The sequence below is a fragment of the Actinomadura sp. NEAU-AAG7 genome, assembly GCF_018603865.1.
GTDB lineage: Bacteria > Actinomycetota > Actinomycetes > Streptosporangiales > Streptosporangiaceae > Spirillospora > Spirillospora litoris.
The window spans coordinates 159,179-178,665 of sequence record NZ_JAHFZY010000007.1 but is presented as its reverse complement, the minus strand read 5'-3'; the positions used below and the strand labels follow the sequence as shown (position 1 = coordinate 178,665).

The 19,487-nt window shown below is 67.2% G+C and carries 19 protein-coding genes; 10 read left to right on the top strand and 9 right to left on the bottom strand.

Annotated features, from left to right (window positions below):
- Window positions 1–348: 348 nt before the first annotated feature.
- On the bottom strand, window positions 349–3,645 hold the full coding sequence (locus KLI87_RS30315) for a NucA/NucB deoxyribonuclease domain-containing protein (protein ID WP_214619810.1): 3,297 nt from the start codon (window positions 3,643–3,645) through the stop codon (window positions 349–351).
- Between the two features lie 440 nt (window positions 3,646–4,085).
- On the opposite strand from KLI87_RS30315, the gene KLI87_RS30310 reads away from it, so the two are divergent.
- The gene (locus KLI87_RS30310) at window positions 4,086–4,775 is read left to right on the top strand and encodes a hypothetical protein (RefSeq protein WP_214619809.1); all 690 of its coding nucleotides are present in this window, start codon (window positions 4,086–4,088) and stop codon (window positions 4,773–4,775) included.
- Window positions 4,776–5,120: 345 nt separating this feature from the next.
- Here KLI87_RS30310 and KLI87_RS30305 read toward each other — a convergent pair whose 3' ends face one another.
- Together KLI87_RS30305 and KLI87_RS30300 are read right to left on the bottom strand one after the other, a co-directional pair.
- Window positions 5,121–5,267 carry a hypothetical protein gene (locus KLI87_RS30305; protein WP_214619808.1) on the bottom strand — a complete coding sequence of 49 codons (147 nt, stop codon included), beginning with the start codon at window positions 5,265–5,267 and terminating at the stop codon, window positions 5,121–5,123.
- 166 nt (window positions 5,268–5,433) lie between these two features.
- Complete coding sequence (locus tag KLI87_RS30300; RefSeq protein WP_214619807.1) at window positions 5,434–5,628, bottom strand: hypothetical protein; 195 nt, start codon at window positions 5,626–5,628, stop codon at window positions 5,434–5,436.
- Between the two features lie 353 nt (window positions 5,629–5,981).
- Between KLI87_RS30300 and KLI87_RS30295 the strand changes: the two genes are divergently transcribed.
- The 3 genes from KLI87_RS30295 to KLI87_RS30285 all read left to right on the top strand — a co-directional run bounded on the left by KLI87_RS30295 (window position 5,982) and on the right by KLI87_RS30285 (window position 7,973).
- Window positions 5,982–6,155, top strand: a complete 174-nt coding sequence (locus tag KLI87_RS30295; protein WP_214619806.1) for a hypothetical protein — start codon at window positions 5,982–5,984, stop codon at window positions 6,153–6,155.
- Window positions 6,156–6,976: 821 nt separating this feature from the next.
- Window positions 6,977–7,666, top strand: coding sequence for an RHS repeat-associated core domain-containing protein (locus KLI87_RS30290; RefSeq protein ID WP_214619805.1), 690 nt, complete (start codon window positions 6,977–6,979; stop codon window positions 7,664–7,666).
- Between the two features lie 40 nt (window positions 7,667–7,706).
- Complete coding sequence (locus KLI87_RS30285) at window positions 7,707–7,973, top strand: hypothetical protein (RefSeq protein WP_214619804.1); 267 nt, start codon at window positions 7,707–7,709, stop codon at window positions 7,971–7,973.
- A gap of 193 nt (window positions 7,974–8,166) precedes the next feature.
- On the opposite strand, the gene KLI87_RS30280 is transcribed toward KLI87_RS30285, so the two are convergent.
- The gene (locus KLI87_RS30280) at window positions 8,167–9,396 is read right to left on the bottom strand and encodes a CHAT domain-containing protein (RefSeq protein WP_214619802.1); all 1,230 of its coding nucleotides are present in this window, start codon (window positions 9,394–9,396) and stop codon (window positions 8,167–8,169) included.
- Between the two features lie 12 nt (window positions 9,397–9,408).
- Here KLI87_RS30280 and KLI87_RS30275 point away from each other — a divergent pair, with 12 nt between their 5' ends.
- Window positions 9,409–9,597, top strand: coding sequence for a hypothetical protein (locus KLI87_RS30275; protein WP_214619800.1), 189 nt, complete (start codon window positions 9,409–9,411; stop codon window positions 9,595–9,597).
- 826 nt (window positions 9,598–10,423) lie between these two features.
- Here KLI87_RS30275 and KLI87_RS30270 read toward each other — a convergent pair.
- A complete protein-coding gene (locus KLI87_RS30270; protein WP_214619798.1) occupies window positions 10,424–11,335 on the bottom strand; it encodes a hypothetical protein in 912 nt (303 codons plus the stop codon).
- 346 nt (window positions 11,336–11,681) lie between these two features.
- Between KLI87_RS30270 and KLI87_RS30265 the strand changes: the two genes are divergently transcribed.
- Together KLI87_RS30265 and KLI87_RS30260 are read left to right on the top strand one after the other, a co-directional pair.
- A complete protein-coding gene (locus KLI87_RS30265; protein WP_214619796.1) occupies window positions 11,682–12,494 on the top strand; it encodes a phytanoyl-CoA dioxygenase family protein in 813 nt (270 codons plus the stop codon).
- Between the two features lie 31 nt (window positions 12,495–12,525).
- Window positions 12,526–13,392, top strand: coding sequence for an AraC family transcriptional regulator (locus tag KLI87_RS30260; protein ID WP_214619795.1), 867 nt, complete (start codon window positions 12,526–12,528; stop codon window positions 13,390–13,392).
- 162 nt (window positions 13,393–13,554) lie between these two features.
- Here KLI87_RS30260 and KLI87_RS30255 read toward each other — a convergent pair whose 3' ends face one another.
- The 4 genes from KLI87_RS30255 to KLI87_RS30240 form a co-directional block, all read right to left on the bottom strand.
- Window positions 13,555–14,547, bottom strand: coding sequence for an aldo/keto reductase (locus KLI87_RS30255; RefSeq protein ID WP_156218578.1), 993 nt, complete (start codon window positions 14,545–14,547; stop codon window positions 13,555–13,557).
- 34 nt (window positions 14,548–14,581) lie between these two features.
- Window positions 14,582–15,055, bottom strand: a complete 474-nt coding sequence (locus tag KLI87_RS30250; RefSeq protein ID WP_214619793.1) for a hypothetical protein — start codon at window positions 15,053–15,055, stop codon at window positions 14,582–14,584.
- Window positions 15,052–15,486, bottom strand: coding sequence for an ester cyclase (locus KLI87_RS30245; protein ID WP_214619792.1), 435 nt, complete (start codon window positions 15,484–15,486; stop codon window positions 15,052–15,054). Before KLI87_RS30245 ends, KLI87_RS30250 begins: the two co-directional genes overlap by 4 nt.
- A 150-nt stretch (window positions 15,487–15,636) precedes the next feature.
- Window positions 15,637–16,218: a TetR/AcrR family transcriptional regulator gene (locus tag KLI87_RS30240; protein WP_156218575.1), complete on the bottom strand. Its 582-nt coding sequence runs from the start codon at window positions 16,216–16,218 to the stop codon at window positions 15,637–15,639.
- 159 nt (window positions 16,219–16,377) lie between these two features.
- On the opposite strand from KLI87_RS30240, the gene KLI87_RS30235 reads away from it, so the two are divergent.
- The 3 genes from KLI87_RS30235 (at window position 16,378) to KLI87_RS30225 (ending at window position 19,376) form a co-directional block, all read left to right on the top strand.
- On the top strand, window positions 16,378–16,854 hold the full coding sequence (locus tag KLI87_RS30235) for a DUF1772 domain-containing protein (RefSeq protein WP_214619790.1): 477 nt from the start codon (window positions 16,378–16,380) through the stop codon (window positions 16,852–16,854).
- 105 nt (window positions 16,855–16,959) lie between these two features.
- On the top strand, window positions 16,960–17,826 hold the full coding sequence (locus KLI87_RS30230; protein ID WP_156218574.1) for an NAD-dependent epimerase/dehydratase family protein: 867 nt from the start codon (window positions 16,960–16,962) through the stop codon (window positions 17,824–17,826).
- A gap of 101 nt (window positions 17,827–17,927) precedes the next feature.
- Complete coding sequence (locus tag KLI87_RS30225) at window positions 17,928–19,376, top strand: carotenoid oxygenase family protein (RefSeq protein WP_214619789.1); 1,449 nt, start codon at window positions 17,928–17,930, stop codon at window positions 19,374–19,376.
- The last annotated feature ends 111 nt before the right edge of the window (window positions 19,377–19,487 follow it).

Genomic DNA, 19,487 nt, shown 5'->3' with positions numbered 1-19,487 from the left:
ACACGCCGCCCTGGGGACGTAGGTTTCAAGCGAGGGGATGAGGTGCGGCTCGGTGTTCGCCGAGTCGGCAGGCTGCAATTCCTACCTTCAGTCGCCATCGACCCACTTCACCATCTCGCGAGGACGGCCCGGGCGTCGGCGACCGACGCGTCCGCCGACCGACGCGTCCGCCGACCGTTCGTAGATCGTCGTCGGATGAGCGCCGAAGCCGAGGTGGCGGCGCGCCGCGTCCCGCCGACGGGCGTGGACCAGTCGATCCTTTTCACGCACGACCTGCGTTCGCGACCACATCACGAGCCGCAAGCACAAGAGAGCGGGCGGCCTCTCAGGCCGCCCGCTCTCCTCGGTTCACTTGAATTCAGGCACGTTCTTCAGAAACATAGATGTCCCTGGAGCGGCCTCATTACACGATAGGCCACGTCTCCCGGCGCCGGCACAGTACGGATCCTGCTCGTGTCCAGCCCAGTCAGGGATCGGCTCGTCCTGGGAGTTTCGAAGGTGATACCAGAACGACGGCCCGTAGATACTATCGGGATTGTATCCGAACCGAATAACCTGAGTTCTGTCGGTGAAGTAGCCGTTGAACGGGTCGATACTGCTATCGAGCTGCTTCTTCATGATGTTGTTATAGAAGACGTTGTTGTAGCCCGACGACCCAGACCACTTCACCGCCTTTTTTCCAGCCGCCCACCAGATGGGGAACCATTGCGAGTCGTCGATTCCTCCTCCGCCCTCTTCCCCGCAGTTGCTGTAGCAGCTGGCAGATCGATGCCCGTAGGGCACGGTGACTCTGTTCAGCTCGAACAGATTGAGTCTTTCCCATCCACCGTGCAGGTTCAGGTCCGAGTCGAAGTCGTTTCCGATCGCGACATTCCCCGAAGCAGACCATTGGAAAGTAAAATGACGCAGGTTGCGTGTGGCGTTGCCGGCATAGAGTGAGTCCCAGACGCGAGACCCGCGAAAATATCCGTTCCCGCCCTTACCCTTGTTCCAGGCGCCATCCAGTTGATTGTTGATCACACTGAGGTTCTTGGCCTCTTCGGTGACGATCGGATGTGAGCCCGTCATATATGACTGGACGCCCTTGATCCAGCAGTTGATGGCCCACTTGAGAACTATTCCATGCATCTCGCCTGCGGGATCCATGTTCCCATAGTTATGCGCAGCGGATGCAGGCTCCTCCCCAGGGAGGTCTTGGGTGAAGTACAGGTTCTCGATCCCCACGCCTAGCACCGGATCGACAATCGGCGATGCTTTGGAATCGATGGGCTTGTCAGTGCCGATCGGATCAGAACCGTCGGAGGTACCATTGACGGGAACGTCGTACTCTAATGGCTTGTCAAGGGTGATCGTCTTGCCCTCGACCGAGGTTACCTTGAAGATCTGCTGGCGCATATGGAGGTTCTGCAGCGGATGCTCAGTCGGCAGAGTCGCCATCTCCTCGGCGTAGAACTTCTTGGTGTTCGCAGCTCGTATGTTGACGTAGCCGCCGACCTTGAAGCCGGCCATCACCTTGCTATTGGTGCTGTCGGCGAGGATGATGCTCGTGTCGCCGAGTCGTGCAGCAAATCCCTTGACGCGACCTTCTTTCAGTTTTGCGCCCACTTTCCAATGGACGTTTACAGTGCCCTCGAGGATATCCTTGCGGTTGGAGGGAGCGGCGTTCCAGCCGTTTTTGTAGTCCGGGTGAACATCTCGAGTTTGGACGCGGAACAGCCCGCGCCCCGGCCAGAGCCAACCGCCAGGCGCCGGCTCGGAGCTGCCGTCGCCTCTGTCGACGGTCATGCCGTCCTCGTTCCAGTCCGCACCGTCTGCCGTGAGGGCATCGTAACGGGTATTGGAGTCGGGCTTGTATACGATGCGGGTTCCGGAGCGAGGATCGGCTCCCTCGCCGCGGACCACCAGATAGTCAGCATCTAGATAAATTTGATGCGTTACGTTCAGCGTGCCCGCCGGAAGTGTGATCTGGCTCAGCTTATGATAGCCGGCAGTGGGGGAGCAGTTGGCCTTGATGGCATCAATGGCGCGTTGAATTCCTGCGGTGTCATCGGCGGAGTCGTTCGGCTTGACGCCGTATTGCGCCTCCATCGAGGCTGAGCTTATGGAGCAGTTGGACGCACCGTTGAAATCGCCCGAAGCGGGGAGCGGACCTCCTTCAAGATAGCCCGCCTTCGCCCAGTCGCCTGCCAACCCACTACTGCCGCCCCCTTCCGTAGGAATTCGATTCCCGCTTGATAGATCAAGGCCCGTCAGCGGTTTGGGCTTGGGTATGTACAGATCTGGATAGCTACAGGTGCGCTCCTCGTTGGGAGACCAAGCGCGAGGCGACGCTCCGGTGAGCTTGCCTGTGATCTTGACGAAGAACTCGTCGCCCTTCTGAGTCGGATCGATCTTGAGTACATGATGATTTCTGTAGAACAGACTGAGCGCAGTACCTCCTTCTGAGTTGTGATCCTGATTGATCATTCGACAGGAAAACCCGTTACCTTGACTTGCTCCTTCTCCGGATGAATTGAACGGGTACTCGTCGCAACTGTCCCCAAACGGCCTGGGGAGGCGGTCCGGGCAGGCGACGTCTCTGTCGTTATTGTCGTCCGTCCCACGGGTGAGCGGTGTTCCGCCAGGCGCGCCTGGAGCCGGTCCCCCGGCCGTCATCCCGGGGATACCTCGAACCCTTTGTGCGTCGAAGATGTGAAGCGCGAGCTCCTGGTAAGGGCCGTCGAGTGCATACTCCATGACATCAGGCGCCTGCGGAAAGACACAGCCCGCCTCCAGAAATGAGCCGTCAATGCCATCGCACCGGATATCGGGCTCGGTCACGATCGGGATATGAATGAACTTATCCGGCATTTTTGGGAATAGAATCTGAATTTTGGCGATGATCGTCGCCCATGAGACATCTCCGCTCTTGCCGTGAATGGAGGTGTCAGTGTTCCAGTCCCCGTATGCGCCGATGCCGTAGATCAGGTCCTGCTGCGGAAATTTTTTTCCATTGGGAAAATCGACATAGTTGGAGGTGCCGACGACAGGGCATCCAGGCTTGATTCCCACCTCCTCGCAGTATTGAGCGCTCGCCTCGACGGTTGCTCCGTCTACATCGCCTTCATTGCCGAGCAGGGACTTCTCGACGTCGAGTCGATAGGTCCAGTTTCCGAGAGCTCGGCCATCTGCCGTAGTGGCCGCATACCAGTACTGGATGACCCGAAAAGTAAGCTGAGCTATCTTCTCGTTGTTCGAGTTGCGAATCTCTTCCTGCATGGGAATGACCGCGCATGCTTCGGTTCGACTGACGAAGTGCCATTGATCTTGGGGTTCATCCGCACATTGCTGAGGGGGATACGAGGAATTCGAGGCGACGCCATATCTGAAATCCTGCGGCCCGGGGAACTTCGCCAACGGGCGCACGCAAGTCAGGTACCTCCGTTTCGAATCTCTCTTGGTGAGCCCCTTGTCCAAGTCACGGCACGTGTCGCGAACCTTGACGCGTGCGCCATGCTGAGGCGATTCCCAGCGTTTGCTTGCCGATGGAACAAGTGGTTTCTGGGGGCCGGTAGTCGGTTGCGCATCCGCCAGCGCGACAGCGGGCAGTGAGACCAAGCACATCACCAGCCCGACAACAGCGGCCCAAAAGCCTTTCTTGAACATCGACACCTCCTTCTGTCCACTTGCCCGGCGGGCCCTTTCGCAGTTCGAAGAGCCCGACCACTTTGGGTTACTGACCTGCGTGCGTCAATGCTGTTAAAGATCTTGTAGCAGAGCAGAGAAAGGTGGTCATTAAAATTTTGGCAAAGTACAGGGAGGACTTCGCAGTGATCAAGATCACGTTCGACTTCCGTAACCCAAGAGGCGGAGCACTGCGTCCTTCTTAAGGCGGTGCCGTCTGTCTGGCAGTGGCCTTCAGGTCTCTAGGAGCCGCGGTCCCCATGCCACGGTCTCGCAGCGGGCTCGTGAGCGACCGCAGTGCGCTGCCACGGGAGCAACGGAAACCGATGCAGCGCCTTGAGGTTGCCCACCCATACCGTTATCTTGGCTACCTTGGCATCTTCGCTACCCTGAGTCAGGGCCGTGACGGGAGGAGGGCGAGCATGACCGAGGCAACAGTTCAGGTGCTGGTCAACTATTCGCAGTTCTATTTCGTTGACAATGAACTCGGCGGCCTTCCGGCGCTGCCACTCGAGGGCGCGAACACTGCGGGAATAGCGCAGACTGTGCCTGGTTTCGGCATCCTCTACACCGGCATCGAGTATGGAAGGTGCAGCATTACGGTGGTCACCGAGGAGGGGGATCCGGGCTGTCAGGAAAGTTCGTGGGTCGACATCGTCGAGGTTTCCTTCCTCTCGCTTTCAGGCACCCTTCACATAAGTGAATGGGGCGGCGGCAAGGCACATGACCTGCCGCCCTTGGCCGCCGGTCCGGGAACCTATCGGCTGCGGTACTGCGCTAGCGGTCCGAGCGGGGACCCGATGGAACCAAGTGACACGTTCATCATGCAGTTCTGGCCGCAACCGCCGGCCCCCTCGACTGTCGTGAAAGCCGGAAGTCCCAATACCGCCGCCCGATTGCGGTCCCGCCCGCCGGTAACTAGCGAAGCGGCCACCACGCTCTCGGAAGCCACAGGAGCCGCCCGCAGTACCGCACATACTGCCCACTCACCTGCTCGCTGGGATAAACCTCAGCTTGGCCCTCCTGTACGGCGCATCTCCTCTACAAACCCTGTTTTTGACAGGTTCTTCGGACATCCCGATCGACACGAGGGTCCACCAGACGAACAATGAGCTAACGACTCCGGTCGTGCGAAGTCTTCGGATCAGATGGGTCCGGAACGGGGCCACCGAGGACGCTCGGTCGGATCCAACTCGCAACGTCGTAGCCTCAGGACAGGTTCGGTGTGGGCCGTTGATGGCATACCTTGGTGTCTTCGCTGGCGGAGGTGTCTCGCCTGCACCGCATGCCCGGACAGCGACTACGGCCAACAGCAGAGCGCGACTCCCAGCACTGGCCGATGACCTCGACACCGCGCGTGCCGCGGCCGTCCGGTCGGTGTGAGCGGGTCGCGGCACTGCCGCCTTCGTCCCTGTGAAGCGGTCCGCCGTAGCACCTGACAGCGGACGGTGGTGAGGTCAGGCGGTCCGGCGGTGTTTGAGGCCCCATTTGGCGCGCCATCGAGCCGCGATGGCCGCGTTCTCCTCGGGCGTGCCGGTGAGGTCCTCCTCGGCCACGGCGTCGGCGCGTAGAACCGGGTAGCGGGGGTCCTCGGGGGAGATCACCGAAGCGCCGCACCCGGCGTCATGCGGGAGGAGCAGTTTGCCGCCTTTGAGTACCGCCTGCGCCACACACCCAGCCCGAAGTGCCTCACATAGCACCGGGCGATGGTTTCGGCCATGGCCTCGTGGCCGCTCAAGGTGCGGATGAGTCGGGCGAGCTGCCCGGTGATCACCATGCCTCGGCCCACCATTCCAGCGGGTCCAGCCACCGCTCGACGATCAGCAGCGGCCGGCACCGGAACATGATCGTTCCCCATCCCCGGGATTCGGCGGCGCGGCGGCGGCGTTCCATCACGTGCCCGAGGTCGTGGTCCACTAGTGAGGCGGAGACATGCGCGCCGGTTCCGATTGCGGCGGTCCGCATCTCCCAGTGCGTCACGCCGGGAACCAGGTCCCACAGTGTCGAGCCGCCCGGCCGGACGGGGCGCCCGGCCAGGTGCCCGAAATGGTCCAGTCCGGTGACCGGGCCGACACCGAACCACAGGCATGCGGTGAGCGCCTCGACGGCCTAGGAGGCGATCGGGCCCGGCAGGGCCGCGAGCCGGTCGATCGCCGCAATCACCTCGCCGGGCGGTGGCCTCTGCGCCGGGTCCCACTGCCTTCGGAGACACGCCTCCAGAACCCCCAGGTGGCGGTGGCCGTCGCAGGGCAGCAGGTCGGTGTCGGCCGGGTGCGGATCGCACCAGAACGGCCCCCCTGGACTGCGGGGGGGGGACCATGGTCACCTGCCAGGTGGCCGAGACGACCTGCTCGTCGCTGCGCGCCGACCGGTTCGCCGACCCCGCCCCCGAGCTGGCCGCTTGGCTGGGAGTGGCGGCCAGCGCCCACTGCGGGGCGTCGCGCAGGCGCCGCAGATCCGCAGCGGTCATCCCGGGGGTGGCGGCGATGTAGGCGGCGGCCTGCCGCAACGACAACGGCAACCCGCCCAACTCCGCGGCCAGCTCGTGCTGGCACGCTCGGTCGGCCGGAGGCGCGTCGGCTCGTCAAGGGTGCGGGCGAGCAGGTCGGCGCAGGCCTCCTGGCTCAAGACCGGCAGCCGCAGCACGGTGGCGCCGGTCGCGGTCCAGCCGGTCGCGCGGCGACTGGTGACCAGGACGTGGCCGCTACTCAGCCGTCCGAGATAGGGCTGGAGGTCGTCGGGGTGTTCGGCGTTGTCGAAGACCAGTAGCCACCGGTTGTGAGCGGCCAGCCGCGCCATCGCCCACGCCGTCGCATCGGATGCAGGAGCCTGGGTGGCCGCCGCGGGGGCGAAACCAAGCAGAGTAGTAATGGGCGAAGTTGCCGAAGGGGATGACCGCCGGGTAGGAGCGGAGCAGTCGCACGGGAGTTGGTTCTGTGGCCGCCTCCGCCGCAGCCCGGAACCGGGGAATGCCGCCGCCTCGCCCGAAAGGGGGGCTAGGACGGGACGGGGTGCAGATAGAGGTGTGGTGAGCGCTGCGTCAGGTAACTCAGAGTAATTGGCTATTCGACGTGCGGTGTTGATTGTGGGAGATCCGAGAGCGTTCGAACTTCCTCGAACGGCTACATGGTGAAGGGAAGGGACTCGTCTGAGCTGGGAAGATGCCAGAAGGTCCGCAACGGCTGGGGTGGTGAATGGTGTTCACACCGAAGAGGTCACTTAATCGAACTCAGTATCGCCCGCACTTTCCCCAGGTCAGGGGTCACTATCAACTGGATAGCGGTTCCTGAGCTGCACTGGCCTGCCAAAGGTCGTGCATGTACTCTCTTGCTGCGGCCTGGCCTGGCGGCAGCACCGCCTGGATGATCCACGACAGCACCGGCACGCCGCTCGGTTACCCCGACGGCAGCAACCCCTACGCCTTCGGCGCCGACGGCTCGATTCGGTCACGTCCATCGTCTCGCCCTCGGGCACCCAGGCCGCGTCCTACACCTACGGGCCGTACGGCGAGACGACCGCCGACAACGGCTGGCAGTCGGCGATCAACCTGATCCGCTATACCGGTGGCCTGAGCGAACCCGGTAGCGGCCTGCTCAAACTCGGTCAGCGCTTCTACGATGCCAGCCGCGGCCGCTTCACCCAGCAGGACTCGGTCATATCGCTCGGCGACCCAGGCAATGGGAACCGCTATGCATATGCGGGCGACAGCCCCGTCAACCGAGTCGACCTCACCGGCAAGTATCCGTGGGGCGAACTCCTCTGGAACGGTATCGGTTTGGCCCAAGACTCGGATATGTACGCCACCGTTTACGAAGATGTCAGCGACCCCAACGGGAGCGTCTCCCAGGACACCTACGCGGCCGTGGGCGGCCAGGGCGTCGCCTTCGGCTGCATGGCCGGCGTCACATGCGCCACCGGTGGCCTCGGAGTGGCGGCGACAGGCCTCTGCGAGGTCGGAGGATCCTTCCTCGGTGATCAGGTCGCCGGTGCGATCTCCGGGTAATGAATCGGACGATTCGGGACATGAACATCTAGTCCCGTGAGTGACTCTGCGCAACGGCGAGTACCGCGAAGCGAAGGCGCGGCGGTGCCCGCCGGTGTGCTGGAGTCGACCTGAGGATCAGATGATGCGCAAGGGAATGTGGATCGTCGCGGTAGTGGCACTCTTCCTTCTGGCAGCAGTGCCCTTTACCGCTCGGGCCTCCGGGAATCCGGTGCCCGCCTGGATCGGGATTCCGGTGGGGATTCTGGCCCTCGGTGCCGCCGCTGCCAATGCCTGGTTCAACCGCACAGGCAGACGGGAGAGTTGACGAAACTGTCCGGAAAAGGCTTTTCCTGCTGCGACCTGCCGGATGCCCGCGCCTGACATGCTCCTCGTCGACGGGCACACCCTGATGAGCGGGCCCGCGGCGGCGGATCGCGTGGTTGCGCCCTGGGCGGCGACCTTCCGCGACGGTCTCCGACCAGCCCCGGGAGTCATCGCCTTCGCAGGCGAGGCCGAGGTCAGGGACCGCTGTGGACGAGGGGCGCCCAGAGTTCCGGTTGCCTTCGATGCCGGGCGCGCAGGCCGAGGGTGACCTCACGGAGGACCGGCGCCGCCGCGTCGGCGACCGGGGTCGCGGGTAGCGCCGCGTAGAAGGCGGTCGCGGCCTCGCCGGCGGCGGTGTCGTTGAGAGGCCACAGGCTGGCCACGACGTGCCGGAACCCGGCGAGCTGGAACGCCGACGCCAGATGCAGGACCTCGTCGGCGTAGCGGACGCCGTGCCCGGCGGTCGAGCACGCCGACAGGTACGCCAGCTCCGCCTCGGGCAGCCGCAGGTCGCCGAGCTCGGGGAGGGTCAGCGTCCGGTCGTGGAGCAGGAGGCCGCCGGCGGCCGGTGACACGGGGTCCGCGACGGCGTGGCAGGCGAAGTGCGCCCAGGTGGCGTCGCCGAGGGCGGTGAGGACCCTTCCCGCCGTGGCCTGCGCGCCCGTCAGCGTCGGTCCGTCGAGGAGGCGCGCCTCCGCGTCCGTCTCGCGCAGGTCGGCGTGGCCGGGAGTCTGGGCGAGCACGACGGTCAGCGTCTCCCGGCGGGCGGCGGGCGGGCGGCACCGGGCGTCCCGCAGCGCCCGCAGGGACGGCACGAACGAGGAGACCATGACGTCCAGTGCCCCCGGGATCCCAGGTTCCTCGGCGGCGTGCAGCGGCAGCAGGCCCAGCGCGCCGGTCGGCAGCCACCAGACCCGATGCGGTTCCGGCCCGGGCGGGCCGAGTGCGTCCGCGACGGGACCCACGGCGGTGCGCCACAGCCAGGCCAGGACGTCCCGGACGGTCCGTCGAAGGATCATCACCCCGCTCAGGGACCCTCCGCCGGAGAGCGCCGCGAGAAGCGCCGTGACCTGATCGGCCACGACCGCCTCCCGGAGCGCGGGCAGAGGCACGTGGACGGGCGGGCCCTCGTCCCGGACGAGGACGGCGTCGCCGCGGTCCCTGCCCGCGTTGAGCAGGACCGCGGTGCCTCCCGCGGTGCCTCCCGCGGTGCCTCCCGCGGGGGCCGCTCGCAGGTCGTCCAGCCACGGCGCCGCCAGGAAGCGCGCCAGGCCGGGGAGGGCGCGGATCCGGCGTAGCAGCGAGTCGTGATCCTCCCACCAGCGGCGGTGTTCGGCGGCGCCGAACCCGGGCGTGCCGAGCCGTGCGCACACCCATTGGAACCGGTCGGCGAGCCGGGGGTCGCGGCCGCGGAGGTCGGCCACGCCGACGCGGCCGTGGCCCTCACCGGTTGGACGCGCGCCCGGTCCACCCTGGCCGAACTCACCGACCTCACCGAGGTGGCCCTCGACCTGCACGGACGTACGCTGGCGACATCCCTCGGAACGTCGCCGCCGGAAAGCGCGGGCCCGCTCACCCCGGACGAGGGCCGAGCCATCACCCGCCAGACCCGCAAGGGCCGCTGAACGCCTCTGGTGGCGCGCGGTTCACCTTGTGGTCATCGGATCGGGAGTCGAGTGCGGCGGCGGCGTCGGTAAGGGAGAGCGGGGACCTGACCACGGGGTGGCTGCGCCGTCCGGCGGGACAGGTCTCGAAGGCCGAGTTCGCTGCAATCGTCGAGACCCGCATTGGGCGTGAGGTTCACGTCGGGGACGCGACCAAGCCGGAATGCCGTTGTTGGGTGCAAGCTGGATAACGAACGAGTCAGACTCCGGGGGCGGTGCATCTGGCACGGCGAAGACACGCCGAGGCCAGGAGGAAAACGGCTCTCGCGATCCCAACAAAAAGGTCGGCTGGCGGGCTCACTCAAGCACGGCTCAAGGGACCATCATCCGATGGAACCGATGGGGGCGTCCGCGATGAGTTGAGCCGCCTGACGCAGACGCTGCCAATATTCAAGGCCCCCTGCCTTGGTGAGCGCCGGCAGGACCCGGTCGAGGCCGGCGAGACAGCGGAGCAGGCTGTTGTGGCCTCGCACATCAAGAAAGCCGTCATTGCGCAGCCCGCAGTATCAGCGTCGAGCGTCACCATGTCGCTGCCTGCCCGTAGTATCTCCTCGGCGATGGTTTGTGGACGACGCCGTCCGATCATGCACGGTCACGATGGCGCGGCAGGCAAGGCGTACGCCTTGATCTGGCGAGCGAGGGTGAGTGCGGCCTCGAACCGGTGGCGACCTTGACCCGGCCCTCGGGGAGGATCGGTACAGAGCGGTAGCGCGTGTGACCTGCGGCGATGCCGTCCGCACCGGTCCTCCTCGTGGGCCTGGGTCTGTCAGATGATCGACATCGGCCCTCAGCTCAGGTAGAAGGCGGAGGTCGTCGTGGAGCCCTGCCAGGTGGCGGTGATCTGGCCGGTCCCGCCCGGCTGAGCCGAGGAGGCCACCGACGCCGGGAAGGACACCCCGGGGCTTCCCGCCGGGATCGTGACGGTCGCCGGAACCTTGATATCCGCGGTGTTGCTCTTCAGGGCGACCGTGGCGCCTCCCGCGGGGGCGGGCGTGCCGATGCCGACAGCCATCTTGGTGCCGGTGCCGGGTCGTGCCACACCGCTGGACAGGGCGAAGGCGGTGGGCAGAAGGACCAGCTCACGCGAGGCCAGTGAGGTCCCCAGATGAGCCGACGGGGTGATGATTTTCGCGTGGTCGCGGTCGTAGGGCTCGGCCGAGTACGCGGTGGCGGGGAATGACACCGAGGTCTTTCCGGCGGGGACGGTGACCTTGGCGGGCATGAGGACGCTGGGTGCGGAGTAGGTGTTGCGCCAGAGGGTGACCTGGGAGCCCCCGGCGGGTGCGGGACCGTCCAGGGTCACCGACCCGGTCAGCTTGGTGCCGACCGTGGCGGCCTCGGCGCTGAACCGCAGTGCCGAGACCGCCGGCTGCACCTCCTGGGCCGATGCCGGTAGCGCCGTTGCGTCGAGGGCGAGCGCGGCGGCGGTGGTCGTGACCGCGATGACGCGGCGTGTGCGGCTAGTAGTGATCATGGTTTGCAGGTTAAGGAGGAGAAACCTGGAGTTCCCAGGCCCGGCGGCATTCCGTTCGCGGTACGTAATAACCGGCGGCGCGGAGATCTCTTGCTTGCCGGGCATACAGGTTTCGAGGTCGGCCCGGTCGGACTTCGGCTCGGCCGAGAACCCGTCCGCGCCCTGCGCCGGCTCCAGCGGCGCGGCGGTCGATCCACCCCGCCGCGCCAACTCCTCCAGCACCACGGAGGCCCCTTCCGCCACCCCGCGCCCCGCCCAAGCCCACCTGGATGCGGGCAGGAAAGAGACCGGGGGTGAACCCGGCGCCTGCATCATCCACTCCCAGTGCGTCAAGACCTCCGTCGGTGTGCCCCGCGCCGACCAGGGCACCGACGTCGGCAAGAAGATCGTGGGCCGATTGGCTGTGTGACGTGCGGGTGCCTGGACGTTGTTGAAGGCCGACGCGCCGCCTCTTCCGGGTGCGGGGGCAGGCGGGCGGCGTGGCCGGGGACCACGTCCGTCCTCGTACCCGACAGAAGCGGCGCGGGGAATGTCGGGTGGTCGGGGCCGGTGTTGTCGCACGATGGGGCGCATGGACGACCTGACCTTGGTATCCCGTTTCCTTCGCGACGGCTTCGTGAAGTTGGGGGGCGCCGTCGCGCCGCGTGTGGCCGCGGACTGCGCGCGGCTGCTGTGGCGGGAGACGGGCTGCGACCCGGATGACCCATCGACGTGGACGCAGCCCGTGCACTGGGTGGGCGGCATGGCGCAGGGGCCGTTCGCAGCAGCGCCCAACTCCCCGTTCCTCCAGCACGCGTACGACCTGCTCGTCGGCGCGGGACGCTGGGAGCCGCGCTATTCGCTGGGCACGTTCCCGCTGCGCTTCCCGCACGAGGAGGAGCCGAGCGATGCCGGCTGGCACATCGAGGGGAGTTACCTGCCGGAGGGCGAGAGCTGGTACTTCACGAATCTGCGCTCCCGGGGCCGGGCGCTGCTGATGCTGTTCCTGTTCAGCGAGGTCGGTGAGGAGGACGCCCCGACCCGGATCCGCGTCGGCTCACACCTCGATGTGCCGAAGGTGCTGGAGAAGTACGGGGAGGACGGGGCGAGCGGGCTGACCCTCGCGCCCGACCTGGTGGCGGCCTCCGACCACCGGTCGCTCGGCCTCGCCACCGGGTCCCCGGGCGACGTCTTCCTGTGCCATCCGTTCCTGGTGCACACCGCGCAACCGCACCACGGGGTTCGGCCGCGCTTCATGGCCCAGCCGCCGCTGATGCCGGCCGCGCCGTACGAACTGGAGCGGGCCGACGGCGCGTATTCGCCCGTGGAGATCGCGATCCGCCGGGGTCTGGGATGGGAGACCCCCGGGCCGGAGGGGGACGGCACCGGCCACAGCGCTGAATGACTATCGTCGGCACCGTGAAGGGAGGTCAGGCATGCTGGAGCGGCTGAACCAGGCCATGGAGCACATCGAGTGCCATCTCGACCAGGCGGTCGATATGGGGGAGCTGGCTCGCATCGCGGCGACGTCGGAGCACCACCTGCGCCGGATGTTCTCCGCGCTCGCGGGCATGCCGCTGTCGGAGTACGTCCGGCGCCGTCGGCTCACCCTCGCGGGCGCCGAAGTGCTCGCGGGGCGTGAAACGCTGCTGGATATCGCGGTGCGCTATGGCTACGGCTCCGGTGAGGCGTTCGCGCGGGCGTTCCGTGCCATGCACGGCATCGGACCGGGCGAGGCCCGGCGGACCGGTGCCGCGCTCAACTCCCAGTCCCGGATGGCCTTCCGCCTCACCATCGAAGGGCGCAGCAGTATGCGGTACCGCGTCGTGGACAGGCCGGACTTCACCGTCGTCGGGTTCAAGACCCGGGTTCCGCTGGTGCACGCGGGTCCGAACCAGGCGATCATGGACTTCGTCCGTGGGATCACCCCCCAGACCTTGGAGCGCCTGGAGAAGCTGTCGGATCAGGAGCCGCACGGCATCGTCGCTGTCTGCGACGACGTGGACCCCAGCCGCGCCCAGGGCACTGAACTCGACTACCACCATGGCGTGATCACCTCCGCGGCCGCTCCGGAGGGCATGACCGCGTTGGCCGTCGCGGCCGGTACCTGGGCGGTCTTCACCACCTCCGGGCCGGCACCCCAGGCCATCCAGGAGCTGTGGCGGGACGTTTTCACCGAGTGGTTTCCGTCGAACCCGTACCGCACCCGCACCGGCCCCGAGATTCTGCGCGTCCACCTGTCGCCGGAGCACACCGAGGCCGACGCCGAACTGTGGCTACCGGTGGAGCCCGAGCAAGGCTGAACATGTTGGCCACTGCCCGACCTCAAAAGGCAGGCCGCGTATGGCACCGGGGGGCGGGGCGGCAGCGTCCAGCATCGGTCGTCGGAGCGCAGGCGGCGTCGGGGAGGTCTCCGGTCTGGGGTTCTTCCCCCAACCGGAGACCTCGCTGTGTCGGCTCACGCGTCAGCCGTCGAGATAGGCCATCGCCGCAGCCGGGTAGCGGTCGCCCGTCGCCACTCCCGGTGGGGCGATCACGTCCAGGGCCGCCAGCTCGTCGGGTGTCAGCGCCATCGCGGAGACCGCCACGTTCTCTTCGAGGTAGGTGCGGCGTTTGGTTCCGGGGATGGCCACCACGTCGGGGCCCTGGGCGAGCACCCAGGCGAGGGAGAGTTGGGAGGCGGTCACGCCCTTGGTGTCCGCGACCCGCTCGATGCGCTCCACGACCTTGAGGTTCCTGTGGAAGTTCGTTTCCTGGAAGCGCGGTGCGACGCGGCGGAAGTCCTTCTCCGGGAGATCGTCGATGTCGCGGATACGTCCGGACAGGAAGCCGCGGCCGAGCGGGCTGTAGGCGACGAACCCGATGTTCAGTTCGCGTGTCGTCGCCAGGACGCCGTTGGTCTCGACGTCCCGGGAGAACAGCGAGTACTCCGTCTGGACGGCGGTCACCGGGTGTACCGCGTGGGCCCGGCGGATGGTGGCGGCGGACGCCTCGGAGAGGCCGAGGTGGCGGACCTTGCCCGCTTGGACGAGTTCGGCGAGCGCCCCGAAGCTCTCCTCGATCGGCACCTGTGGATCCACCCGGTGCAAGGTGTACAGGTCGATCCAGTCGACCCCGAGGCGCTGGAGGCTTCCGTCGATGCTCGACCTGATGTAGTCGGGCCGGCCGTTGATCCTTCCGGTCAAGGCGCCGTCCCGGTCTATCTCGTTGCCGACCTTGGTCGACAGGACGGCCTGGTCGCGGCGTCCGGACAACGCGCGGCCCACCAGGCTCTCGTTGTGGTGCGGGCCGTACATGTCGGCGGTGTCGAACAGGGTGACCCCGAGTTCCAGAGCGCGATGCACGGTACGGACGGACTCGGAGTCGTTCACGGGGCCGTAGGCGAATGACATTCCCATACAGCCGAGCCCCTGCTCGGACACGCTCAGGGAGCCCATGCCCAGTCTGCGGCGGCGCATCAGCGTTTTCCTTCCGGTGGTCGAGGGCGGCCGGTCATGCGGCGGTGACCATGACGCACTGCGCGATCAGCGCCACGGACTGGAAGAGCACCAGTGCGCCGAGGGCGCCGTCGGACCTGTCCTGAAGCGACCTGGCCTCCGGGAGTTCGCCGCCGTTCTCGGCGGCCTTCGCCAACTGCCGGTTGACCGGCGCGGCGACCTTGTTGAAGAAGACCAGCCAGGCGAGCAGGGCCGCGCAGGCGACGAAGCCGGCGACCGCGGCCGGGGCGAGCCCGGCGACGGCGGCGGTGATGGCGCCGGCCAGGGCGGCCAGGAGCCCGATGGTGCCGGGGACGGGTAACCGCCTGTCCCCGTACCGGTGGATGTTCCCCATCATCGCGATCAGGGCGCGGTCGTCGACGTGGGCGAGCGCGGGGCGCTGCACCACCGCGGAGAAGACGTCCGTGCCGTAGATCACGGCGTTGGCCAGAATGGCCACGATGGCCAGCGCCTGTACCGCGGTGGTCATGCCGGCTGCTCTTCCGGGGTGATGTCGAGCGTGGGAATGACATCGATCTGCTGTAGGACCTCCAGCAGATTGATCTCGTCCCAGTGCTCGGCCAGGCGGCCGTCCTCCACCCGCCAGATGTCGATGGTCCGCATGTGCAGGTCGTTGCCGGTGGGGTCCACGCCGAAGAAGACCCCCTTGTGGGTGCCGCGGTAGGTGAACCGTCCGACCAGGCGGTCACCGTCGGCGACGCAGTCCTCCAGCGTCGCCGTGACGTCCGGGAACGCCGTGAAGAACGCGGACCAGAAGGCGCGGTTGGCCTCCCTGCCGTTGCCGATCAGCGGGTTGTGGTCGATGTAGTCCTCGACGAGGAGGTCGTCGACGGCATCGGCGTCCCGGCGGGCGACCATCGCCACGAACTCCTCGGCGATCTTGCAAAGGTCACGTCCCATGTGCCCTCCCTCATTGATTCGCTATCAACGCTAGCATGAAGTGCGACGCTAGAATAGTAGCGAAAGAAAGAATAGCCTTGCTAGCGACGAAGGTCATGGGTGCCGTCGTCGCTGGTCGGCCAGGGGGGTGCGCGGCCTGCCGCGCGTCGCTCAGTCCTTGAAGGTGAAGCGGTCGAGGAGCAGGTCGAGCCGGGCGGCGTGATGTCCGGGACGGAGTCGACCGCTGCGCAGCAGGGTGACCAGTCCGTGGAGTGCGCTCCAGATCGCCTCTGTGCAGGTCTCCAGATCCTCGCCGCCGGTCACCTCCGCGACGGCGGAGTACAGCTCCTGGAACGCGGCCTCCAGGACCGCGGGCGTGTCCGCCTCGCCGAAGCGGAGCGTGGAGGAGAGCATGAACATCGCGTCGTACAGCGCCGGGTTGGCGAGGGCGAACTCGGTGTAGGCGTGGGCGACCCGGTGCAGGGCCGTCCCCGGCTCGTTCGTACTCTCGCGCGCCTCCCGCAGCAGGGCTGCGAGTTCGTCGAACCCCTGGAGGGCCACGGCGCCGACGATCGCGTCCTTGCCCTCCTTGAAGTGGCTGTAGAGCACCGGCTGGCTGTACTCGATCGTGTCGGCCAGGCGCCTGGTGGTGACCGCGGACCAGCCGTCGGTCTCCGCCAGCCTGCGGGCGGTGTCGATGATCAGCTGGTGGCGGTGCGCGTACTCCCGCTCGCGTCGCTCTCTAACGGACATGCGGGAAGTCTAACGTGACTCCAATATCTAGCACTGCTTGAACCTCTAGTGTCGGCCATGTTAGCGTGCTGCTTGCTAGCGGCGCTAGAAGTCTGGGTTGTTCGCGTTGCGGCACGCTAGGCGATTAATGGCCAACCTGACGTAATCGGGAGATGCGTAGTGATCGTCGTTCATGACGTCCTCACCGCGATCGCGCTGCTGGCGGCCGGAGTCATCTACGGAACCGACATGTTCTGCGCACTCGTCCAGCGGTCCGCGCTCCGGCATGTCGACGACGAGGTGCTCACCAAGGTGATGGGCTACGTCCACTTCTATGGGGACAAGCGGCTGGCCGTACCGGGAGCGATCAGCGTCATCGCCACCGTGCTCACCACGGCCGCGGCCGCGGCGATCGGCGACCCCGCCATCATCGCCGCGGACGCCGCGGCGATCCTGATGCTCGCCGGCTGGTTCGGCGTCTTCCTGCGCATCAGCGCGCCGGTGAACAAGCGGCAGACCTCGGCGGCCGAGGAAGGCCGCACGCCGGACGACGCCCGATCGCTCCAGGAGAGATGGGACAGCGTCATCAACCTGCGGGCCGGTCTGCAGGGCCTGGCGGTGGCCGCGCTCCTCGTCGGCGCGGTCGCCGGTTCGTGACCGGCGCATCCGCCGGTCCCGACCGTCGCAGGTCGTCCGACCCGCGCGGACGGTGGGCCCGGCCGATGTCCTGGCGGCAAGGAGAACTATGAACTGGAGGGTCTTATGAAAGTGTTCGTGACCGGCGGATCGGGCTACATCGGCCGATCGGTGTTGCGCGTCCTGCAGGAACGCGGTGACGAGGTCACCGCGCTGGCCCGCTCCGACAAGTCCGCGACCGTGATCAGTGAACTCGGAGCCACGCCGGTGCGCGGGGAGCTCACCGAAGTGGATCTGCTGCGGGACTCCGCCGCGGCCGCGGACGGCGTCATCCACCTCGCGCTCACCGGCGACGAGCGCTCGGGCGAGATCGACCAGATCGCCTCCGACGCGCTGTCGGAGGGTGCGGGACGCAACCCCTACGTGCACACCGGCGGCGCGTGGACGTGGGGGAACACGGCCGGCGAGGTCGACGAGGACGCTCCGTACGACCCGCCGCTGATCACCGCGTGGCGGGTCGCGGGTGAGGAGAGGGTGCTCGCCACCAGGAAGCAGGGCCGGCATCCGGTCGTCATCAGCCCGGGTCTGGTGTACGGGCGGCAGGGCGGGCTGCCGGGCTTCTTCGCGTGGCAGGGCTCGGAGAAGGGAGCCGTGCCCTACCTCGGTGACGGCGGCACCCACTGGTCGCTGGTGCACGTGGACGACATCGCCGAGCTGTACGTGCTCGCGCTGAAGGCCCCGGCAGGCGGCCGCTACCTCGGGACGGTCGGCCAGAACCCGACCACCAAGGAGTTCGCCGAGGCGCTCAGCCAGGCCGTCGGCATCCCCGGCAAGACCGTCTCGGTGAGCGTCGCGGAACTCTCCCAGAGCCTCGGCATGGTCGCGGACGCGCTCGCCCTCGACCAGCGGTTCAACACGACCCGGGCCCGCGACGAGCTCGGCTGGCAGCCGAAGCACCTCGATGTCCTCGACGATCTGGCCAGGGGCGTCTAGCAGAGATCATCCGAGGGGCGGGGGAGGACTCCGGGCGGCCGCCCGACCCGCACCGCGCGGCCGCTCGTGCTCCCCGCCCCTCGTGCGGGAGGGGGATCTGAATGGGAAACGCCTACCTTGAGGGGAACTACGCCCCGGTCGGACGGGAGCTCACGGTCACCGACCTTCCCGTCACCGGCCGGATTCCGGAGCACCTGGACGGGCGGTACGTGCGCAACGGACCCAACCCGATCTCCGAGGTCGACCCGGAGAACTACCACTGGTTCATGGGCGACGGAATGGTGCACGGCGTCCGCATCCGCGACGGCAGGGCCGAGTGGTACCGCAACCGCTGGGTGCGCACCTCCAAGCAGAAGGCCGCCGCGGGGCAGCCGGCGGGGCGGCGCGGGGAGCGCACCGGCATCGAACTGTACGGCGCCAACACCAACGTCATCGGCCACGCGGGCCGCGTCCTCGCCCTCGTGGAGGGCGGGATGAGCTGCCACGAACTCGACGGCGAGCTCGGCACGGTCGGCCCGTACGGGTTCGAGGGGACCATGACCAGCGGGTACACGGCCCATCCCAAGCTCGATCCGGCCACCGGCGAACTCCATGCGGTGACGCACTACTTCGGCCGGGGCGACCGGGTGCGGTACTCGGTGATCGGGACGGACGGCCGCGCCCGCCGGATCGTCGACATCGCCGCTCCCGGGATGCCGATGATGCACGACTTCGCCCTCACCGAGAAGTACGTCGTCCTCTACGACCTTCCGGTGACCTTCGACGCGCGCCAGGCGGCCCGGATCACCGTCCCCCGGCCGCTGCGCTACCCGACCGCGCTGCTGCTGTCCGCCCTCGTGGGGCGGGTGAAGGTCCCCCATCCCATCGCCGCGATGGTCGGCGCGAGGATGCGGGCGAACGAGAACCTGCCGTTCAGCTGGAATCCGCGGCATCCCGCCCGCGTCGGGGTCATGCCGCGTGACGGCGGATCGGACGACGTCCGCTGGTTCGGGGTCGAGCCGTGCTACGTCTTCCATACGCTCAACGCCTACGATCACGGCGACTCGGTCGTGGTGGACGTCGTCCGGCATCCCCGCATGTTCGTGACCGACCTGCGCGGCCCGAACGAGGGCGCGCCGACTCTGGACCGCTGGACGATCGACCTCTCCGCGGGGAAGGTGACGGAGTCGCGGCTCGACGACCGTCCGCAGGAGTTCCCTCGGGTGGACGACCGGGTGGTGAGCCGGCCGCACCGGTTCGGCTACGCGATGGGCGCGGTGACCGGAGCCATTCCCACCGACGCGGTCCTCAAGTACGACTTCGTCTCGGGCGCCTTCACCAAGGTCGAGTTGGGCAGCGGAAGGCAGGCGGGCGAGTTCGTCTTCGTTCCGAACGGATCCGGCGCGGCGGAGGACGAGGGAGTGCTGATGGGGTTCGTGTACGACGCGGCCACCCAGCGCAGTGATCTGCTCCTCCTCGACGCGGGCACGCTGGAGACGGTGGCGACGATAGCGCTGCCCGCACGCGTGCCCCACGGTTTCCACGGGAACTGGCTTCCGGCGGGCTCCTGACGAGTACCGCCTCTCCGGGGCGAGGCCCGAAGCCCCCGGCGACCTTCTGATCACCTGCGATGTCAACGGGGGCGTGGACCACGATCGCGCGAGGAGCGGTCGCGGAAGTGG

Excerpts from the sequence above, each read along its gene's own strand:
- KLI87_RS30310 (WP_214619809.1), top strand. The coding sequence starts at position 4,086 with ATGACCGAGGCAACAGTTCAGGTGCTGGTCAACTATTCGCAGTTCTAT.
- KLI87_RS30265 (WP_214619796.1), top strand. The coding sequence starts at position 11,682 with ATGGACGACCTGACCTTGGTATCCCGTTTCCTTCGCGACGGCTTCGTG.
- KLI87_RS30230 (WP_156218574.1), top strand. The coding sequence starts at position 16,960 with ATGAAAGTGTTCGTGACCGGCGGATCGGGCTACATCGGCCGATCGGTG.
- KLI87_RS30315 (WP_214619810.1), bottom strand. The coding sequence starts at position 3,645 with ATGTTCAAGAAAGGCTTTTGGGCCGCTGTTGTCGGGCTGGTGATGTGC.
- KLI87_RS30295 (WP_214619806.1), top strand. The coding sequence starts at position 5,982 with ATGGTCACCTGCCAGGTGGCCGAGACGACCTGCTCGTCGCTGCGCGCC.
- KLI87_RS30250 (WP_214619793.1), bottom strand. The coding sequence starts at position 15,055 with ATGACCACCGCGGTACAGGCGCTGGCCATCGTGGCCATTCTGGCCAAC.
- KLI87_RS30240 (WP_156218575.1), bottom strand. The coding sequence starts at position 16,218 with ATGTCCGTTAGAGAGCGACGCGAGCGGGAGTACGCGCACCGCCACCAG.
- KLI87_RS30225 (WP_214619789.1), top strand. The coding sequence starts at position 17,928 with ATGGGAAACGCCTACCTTGAGGGGAACTACGCCCCGGTCGGACGGGAG.
- KLI87_RS30260 (WP_214619795.1), top strand. The coding sequence starts at position 12,526 with ATGCTGGAGCGGCTGAACCAGGCCATGGAGCACATCGAGTGCCATCTC.
- KLI87_RS30255 (WP_156218578.1), bottom strand. The coding sequence starts at position 14,547 with ATGCGCCGCCGCAGACTGGGCATGGGCTCCCTGAGCGTGTCCGAGCAG.
- KLI87_RS30300 (WP_214619807.1), bottom strand. The coding sequence starts at position 5,628 with ATGCGGACCGCCGCAATCGGAACCGGCGCGCATGTCTCCGCCTCACTA.
- KLI87_RS30245 (WP_214619792.1), bottom strand. The coding sequence starts at position 15,486 with ATGGGACGTGACCTTTGCAAGATCGCCGAGGAGTTCGTGGCGATGGTC.